7 protein-coding genes are annotated in these 6618 nt (G+C 66.9%); 3 read left to right on the top strand and 4 right to left on the bottom strand.

What is annotated here, in order from left to right; translation table 11 throughout:
* Positions 1–123: 123 nt before the first annotated feature.
* The 3 genes from ACRDPS_RS16075 to ACRDPS_RS16065 are packed head-to-tail and all read right to left on the bottom strand — an operon-like array spanning position 124 to position 3549.
* Positions 124–900 (bottom strand): alpha/beta fold hydrolase, encoded by a 777-nt coding sequence (locus ACRDPS_RS16075; RefSeq protein WP_431502660.1) that lies wholly within the window; start codon positions 898–900, stop codon positions 124–126.
* Between the two features lie 26 nt (positions 901–926).
* Positions 927–1715 (bottom strand): hypothetical protein, encoded by a 789-nt coding sequence (locus tag ACRDPS_RS16070; protein ID WP_431502659.1) that lies wholly within the window; start codon positions 1713–1715, stop codon positions 927–929.
* 55 nt (positions 1716–1770) lie between these two features.
* Positions 1771–3549, bottom strand: a complete 1779-nt coding sequence (locus ACRDPS_RS16065) for a 3-hydroxyacyl-CoA dehydrogenase family protein (protein ID WP_431502658.1) — start codon at positions 3547–3549, stop codon at positions 1771–1773.
* A 59-nt stretch (positions 3550–3608) separates the two neighbouring features.
* Here ACRDPS_RS16065 and ACRDPS_RS16060 point away from each other — a divergent pair, with 59 nt between their 5' ends.
* Positions 3609–4115: a polyketide cyclase gene (locus ACRDPS_RS16060; protein ID WP_431502657.1), complete on the top strand. Its 507-nt coding sequence runs from the start codon at positions 3609–3611 to the stop codon at positions 4113–4115.
* Between the two features lie 178 nt (positions 4116–4293).
* Here ACRDPS_RS16060 and ACRDPS_RS16055 read toward each other — a convergent pair whose 3' ends face one another.
* Positions 4294–5460, bottom strand: a complete 1167-nt coding sequence (locus tag ACRDPS_RS16055; protein WP_431502656.1) for a 3-hydroxyacyl-CoA dehydrogenase NAD-binding domain-containing protein — start codon at positions 5458–5460, stop codon at positions 4294–4296.
* Positions 5461–5549: 89 nt separating this feature from the next.
* Here ACRDPS_RS16055 and nucS point away from each other — a divergent pair, with 89 nt between their 5' ends.
* Both nucS and ACRDPS_RS16045 read left to right on the top strand, forming a co-directional pair.
* Complete coding sequence (gene nucS, locus ACRDPS_RS16050) at positions 5550–6224, top strand: endonuclease NucS (protein ID WP_431502655.1); 675 nt, start codon at positions 5550–5552, stop codon at positions 6222–6224.
* Between the two features lie 89 nt (positions 6225–6313).
* Complete coding sequence (locus ACRDPS_RS16045; protein ID WP_431502654.1) at positions 6314–6562, top strand: hypothetical protein; 249 nt, start codon at positions 6314–6316, stop codon at positions 6560–6562.
* Positions 6563–6618 lie beyond the last annotated feature (56 nt).

Genomic DNA, 6618 nt, shown 5'->3' with positions numbered 1-6618 from the left:
CTACTCTCTCAACCACCACACCCAGGTGTTGCGTCCCTGGCTTGAAACCGCCCCGTCGCGACGCCGCCTTGCGATGCACGCACGCATCGCACGACTTATGGCACGGACTCTCGGCGCGGGACACTAGGAGGCGAGGAACTGCTCGAGTGCCGCGAGGAAGGTCTCCGGCTTCTCGGAGTGGACCCAGTGGCCGGCGCCCTTGATGGTCACCCTGCGATAGCGCGGGAACCACTCCTTCATCGCCGGCGCATACTCGTCCGCGATGTAGTTGGACCGCTCCCCCGCCAGCCACAGCACCGGGCCGTCGTACGGCTCGAACGCCTTCAGGTCGTCGGCCGGCCACGCGCCGATGCGGTCCAGGTCGCGCCCCAGGACCGGCAGGTTCATCGCCCAGCGCCAGCCGTCGCCGTCACGGCGCAGGTTCTGCAGCAGAAAGCCGCGCACGGTCGGATCGGGAACGGCATCCTGCAGCGCGGCGTCCGCGTCGTCGCGGCGGGTGATCGAGCCGAGGTCGAGACCGTTCAAGGCATCGACGTACGTCTTGAAGTCGCGGGCCTTCTCATAGGCGACCGGGGACATGTCGGCCACGACGAGCTTCGCGACCAGCTCGGGGCGGGTGATCGCGAGCAGCATCGCCACCTTGCCACCCATCGAGTGGCCGACGACGGTGGCGGGATCGTCTGCCGAGAGCAGCTCGGCGACCGACGCCGTCACGCCTAGATAGTCGAACGTCTCCGGCTGCGGCGAGCGTCCGTGGTGGGGCAGGTCGACCAGGCTCACCCGGTGCTCGGCAGCCAGCTGCTTGCCGAGCGTGTTCCAGTTGCGGCCCTGGCCGAAGAGTCCGTGCAGGAAGACGACCCGGCTGCCGGTCTCGCCGAGCTCGAGCGTATGAAGTGTCACCGGAGGATCGTACGGGAGCGACAACGCTAGAAGTCGAAGCCGTCGAACATGTCACCGATGCCGTCGCCGATCCCGCCGAACATGTCACCCATGCCCTCGCCGATGCCGCCGATGGCGTCGCCCATGCCCTCACCGATCTCACCGAAGGCGTCGAAGCCGCCGAACGCGCTGAACATCAGCCCGGCGAACATCCAGTCCATCGGCGAGAAGGCGCCGAAGTAGCCTGCGGCGTAGGGCCGGTAGGCGGGGCCACCCTGCCAGTAGGGCACGCGCTCGTTGCCCACCATCACCTTGCGGGTGTCGGGCTCGGCGCCCGCCTTGACCCGCTCGGCGTCGAGAGCACAGGCAGGTACGTCACGTGAGGTGCCGCCCGGAGGCGCCCACTCCACGTCCTCGACGGAGAGCCCGTGGCGAGGGTCGAAGAAGCACGGCGGGCGCCGGGTCGGCAGCGCCTCGCCGGCGACTCGTGCTTGAACGCACGCCACCGCGTAGCGACCGTCCTCGACGATCTCGGTGATGCCCTTGACGTCCTCGGGCTTCTCCATCTTGTCGACAGCCCGCTTCGCGGTCTCGTACTCGTCGAGCGCTCGCTGGTAGTCGTCGTTGGCGCCCTCGTCGAGCGCCTTTCCGGCCATGTCCAGATCGAGCTTCTGGAGCTCTTCACCGAACGCGGTGACGTCCTCGAAGGCGAGCTGCTTGACCGGCTCGAGATCCGCGCGCTGCTTTTCCAGCGCCCGCGCCTGCGAGCGCTTGTTGGTCACCACCACGGTCCCGATCACCGCGACGACGATGAGGAGTGCGATCAGAAGTCCCACGTTTTCAGCGTACCGCCACGGTGGTCGAGCGTCGGTGGTCGAGCCTGTCGAGACCTCAGGAGTAGTCGCGGAACCCCTTGCCCGTCTTGCGACCGAGGTAGCCCGCGGTGACCAGGTGCTCCAGCAGCGGCGCGGGCGCGAAGCCCGGCTCACGGAACTCGAGGTAGAGCTCCTTCTCGATGGCGAGGGAGACGTCGTTGCCGACCACGTCGAGGAGCTCGAAGGGGCCCATCGGCAGCGCACAGCCGAGCTTCATCGCAGTGTCGATGTCGTCGGCGGTCGCGTAGTGCCCCTCGAGCATCTTCACCGCGTCGTTGAGATAGGGGAACAGCAGCGCGTTGACGATGAAACCGGCCCGGTCACCGCAGGAGACCGGCGACTTTCCGACGTTCGAGCAGAGCGCCCGAACGGTCTCGGAGACGTCCTCGGCCGTCGTGACCGTCGAGACGACCTCGACCAGCTTCATCACCGGCGCCGGGTTGAAGAAGTGCATCCCGACGACGTCGGCCGGCCGCTTGGTCACCTTCGCGAGCTCGATGACCGGCAGGCTCGATGTCGTCGTCGCCAGGATCGCACCCTGCTTGCAGATGTCGTCGAGGTTCTCGAAGAGCGTGGTCTTGATGGCCAGGTCCTCGGCGATCGCCTCCACGACGATGTCGACGTCGGCCAGGTCGTCCAGCGAGGTCGTGCCGGTGAGCCGGCCGAGGATCTCCGGCTTCGCCGACTCCTCAAGCTTGCCCCGTCCGATCGCCTTGTCGAGGCTCTTGGTGATCCGCGCGGCGACACCGTCGACCTTGTCGGAGCTGCGACCGACGTACGTCACGTCGTAGCCGCCCTTGGCGAAGACCTCGACGATGCCCGACGCCATCGTGCCGGTCCCGACGACGCCCACCTTCGAGATCTTGCGGCGCAGCTCATGCGTGGCGTCGGCACTCGGCGTCAGCGCGTCCGGCACCACGATCGGCGAGTCCGCCGCCTCGTAGGTGTAGAACCCACGGCCCGACTTCCGTCCGAGCATCCCGGCGGTGACCATCTGCTTGAGGATCGGCGAGGGGGCGTGCAGGCGGTCGCGGCCCTGGCGGTACATCGTGTCGAGGATCTCGTAGGACGTGTCCAGCCCGATCAGGTCGAGCAGCGCCAGCGGCCCCATCGGGTAGCCGCAGCCCAGCCGCATCGCGGTGTCGATGTCCTCGCGGGTGGCGTAGTGGCCCTCGAACATCGAGACCGCGTGGTTCAGGTAGCCGAAGAGCAGCGCGTTGGCGATGAAGCCCGCCCGGTCGCCACAGACCACCGGCGACTTGCCGAGCTTGCCGACGACCTCGCGGGCGTCCTCGAGCACCTCCGGCTCGGTCACCACGGTGCGTACGATCTCGACGAACTTCTGCACCGGAGCGGGGTTGAAGAAATGTACGCCGACCACGCGCCCCGGCCGCTGCGAGGCGGTCGAGATCTCGGTGACCGAGAGCGAGGACGTGTTGGTCGCCAGGATCGCGTCGGGGGCGACGATCTCGTCGAGGTCGGCGAGGATCTTCTTCTTCAGCTCGATCGACTCGACCACGGCCTCGACCACGAAGTCGGCGTCCTTGAGCGCGGTCGGGTCGGTGGCGAAGGTGATCCTGCCGAGCAGCGTCTCCTGCTCCTCTGGACTGAGCTTGCCGCGCTTGACCGCGCGCCCGGTCGAGTGCGCCAGATGCTCCTTGCCGCGTTCGAGTCCCTCCTCGTCCCGCTCCACTCCGACGACGGTGAACCCGTTGCGGGCGAACACCTCCGCGATGCCGGCACCCATGGTGCCCAGGCCGACGACTCCGACAGTCTCGATCGTGCGCTCACTCATGCCCCGCATCCTGCCATGGTGTGATGCCAGGCACTTCAGGACGCCGCTAGATTCGGACCATGACCGACCAGACCCAGACCGCCGACCCCGTCGAGGTCGAGCGCATCGACGCCGCGCGGATCATCCCCGCCTCCCCCACCGACATCTTCGCTGTTCTCATCGACCCCGACGGCCATGTCGCCATCGACGCCGCCGGCATGCTCCAGTCCGCGGAAGGATCGACGGTGTCCGCGGTCGGCGACCGGTTCGTAGTTCACATGGACCGCGAGGCCCTCGGCGACTACCCGCTGGGCAAGTACGACGTCACCGTGATCATCACCGGGTTCGAGCCCGACCGGTCGATCGAGTGGACCATCGACGGCACGGTCAAGCCGCCGATCGGCCACCGTTTCGGCTACGAGCTCGAACGGCTCGACTCCGGCGACACCCGCGTCACCTCGTACTGCGACTGGTCCACCGCCGCCCCCGACTGGAAGCCGATCTTCCCGGTCATCGACGAGAAGTCGATCCGAGCCACCCTGGGAGTCCTGGAACGAGCCGTACGCCGCGGCTACCCCCACCCCTGACCGCCGAGAAGTCACCCCTGCAGGCCGAGACGTCACCTCTGCAGGCCGAGGCGTCAGAAATGCAGGCCGAGACGTCACCCCCGCAGGCCGAGGCGTCAGAAATGCGATCGAGCCGTCACCGGAGTGACGGCTCGATCCGCATAAGTGACTTCTCGGCCTGCAGAGGTGACTTCTCGGCCTAGTAGGTGTGGAAGCCCTCGCCGGTCTTGCGTCCGAGCTTGCCGTCCTGGACCTTCTGGACCAGGAGGGCGGCGGGCTCGAAGCCGGGCTCGCCGAACTCGTTGCGGAGCTCGGACTGGATCGCGAGGGACACGTCGTTGCCGACCACGTCGAGCAGCTCGAAGGGACCCATCGGGAGACCCGCGGTCTCCTTGATCGTCGCGTTGATCTCATCGATGGCGACGCCGGACTCGTGCAGCTTGACAGCGTCGTTGAGGTAGGGGAACAGCAGGGCGTTGACGATGAAGCCGGAGCGATCGCCGCAGGAGACCGGGACCTTCTTGACCGCGAGCGAGAGCGCCTTGACGGTCTCGTCGACCTCGGGCGAGGTGAGATCGGTGGTGACCACCTCGACCAGCTTCATGACCGGCGCGGGGTTGAAGAAGTGCATCCCGATGACGTCACCGGGGCGCGAGGTGACCTTGGCGAGCTCGGTGATCGGCATCGACGAGGTCGTGGTGGCGAGGATCGCACCCACTTTCGCGATGCGGTCGAGGTCCTTGAAGAGCTGGGTCTTGATGTCGAGGTCCTCGGCGATGCCCTCGACGATCAGGTCGGCCTGAGCGAGGTCCTCGCGCGAGGTGGATCCGGTGAGGCGGCCGAGCACCGCAACCTTGGTCTCCTCGTCCGAGCGACCCTTCGCGATGGCCTTGTCGAGCGCCTTGGTGATGCCGGCGACGACCCCGTCGAGCTTCTCCTGGGAGCGGCCGACGAACACGACGTCGTAGCCCGCCTGCGCGAAGACCTGGATGATCCCCGAGGCCATCGTGCCGGTGCCGACCACGCCGATCTTCTCGATCGTGTGGCGCAGCTCCGGAGACTGTACGTCGCTGCCGGCGGCTCCGGTGAACGACCCGGACTCCTCGGCCGTCTTGGTGAGCAGGTCGGCCGGCTTGTGCAGGTTGTCGCCGGTCTCCTCGAAGCGGGCGGCCAGCGCGTCGCGTACGGCCGAAGGGCCGATCTCGTCGACCATGGCCAGCGGACCCTTGGGGTAGCCGCAGCCGAAGCGCATGGCGTTGTCGATGTCGGTGGCGGTGGCGTAGCCCGACTCGAGCATGCGAATCGCGTGGTTGAGGTAGGGCAGTACGAGCACGTCGTGGATGGAACCCTGGATCGAAACCGTCATGCGACGGAAGACTGCCATTTTTATTACCCGCGAGTAACCCTCTGTGGCGTGAGGCTGCTCACACCACGCGGTGCTGTAGGTTTCTCCGGGTGAGACTCGTCGTTGCCACCTGCCAGGTCGACTACGCCGGGCGGCTCACCGCCCACCTTCCGATGGCGACCAGAGTGTTGATGCTCAAGTCCGACGGATCGGTGCTGGTCCACTCCGATGGGGGCTCCTACAAGCCCCTCAACTGGATGTCGCCGCCCTGCGTCCTCTCGGAGGGCAAGTCCGACGATGGCCGGGTCGAGTGGACGGTCACCTCCAAGACGGACGACACGCTCCGCATCCTGATCGACGAGATCCACCACGAGTCGTCCCACGACCTCGGCATCGACCCCGGACTGCAGAAGGACGGCGTCGAGAAGCACCTCCAGGAGCTCCTCGCGGACCACCCTGCGACGCTGGGCGAGGGGCTGACCCTCGTACGCCGCGAGTTCCCCACCGCGATCGGGCCGGTCGACCTGATGTGCCGCGACACCGACGGGAAGTCGGTCGCCGTCGAGATCAAGAGGCGTGGCGAGATCGACGGCGTCGAGCAGCTGACCCGCTATCTCGAGCTGCTCAACCGCGACCCTCTGCTCGCCCCTGTGCGCGGGATCTTCGCCGCCCAGGCGATCAAGCCCCAGGCGCGAGTGCTCGCCGAGGACCGCGGCATCACCTGCGCGATCGTCGACTACGACGCGCTTCGCGGACTCGATGATCCGACCGAGAGACTCTTCTGACCAACAGTTGATGCACGCGTAGGCAAGTTCACCCAAGCGAAACAACATTCCCCACGTGTGGCACCAGCTGACGTGACAGGATTCACGTCATGTCCATGAACTACTCGGGGCATGGCGTTGGGGGCCGCCTGTCCGCGAACGACGTCGAGGCGATCATGATCGATCTGCTGACGATGCAGCAGATGCATACGGCGGAGTTCCACGCGCTCAAGAGCCGGATGGAGCGCACCGACGCCACGCTGGACAACGTCAACGCGCGCCTGGACAGCATGGAGCGACGGCTCGACGACCTGATGATCTCGATGAGCCAGCTGATCAACTGGATCAACCCCCGCTGATCCGTCGAGTCGGCTCATCCTGACGTAGAACCCTGCCGAGTCGGCTCGTCATGACG

Source organism: Nocardioides sp. (assembly GCF_050699375.1).
Lineage (GTDB): Bacteria > Actinomycetota > Actinomycetes > Propionibacteriales > Nocardioidaceae > Nocardioides.
The sequence above is the reverse complement of the archived record's forward strand: the minus strand, read 5'-3'. Positions and strand labels throughout refer to the sequence as shown.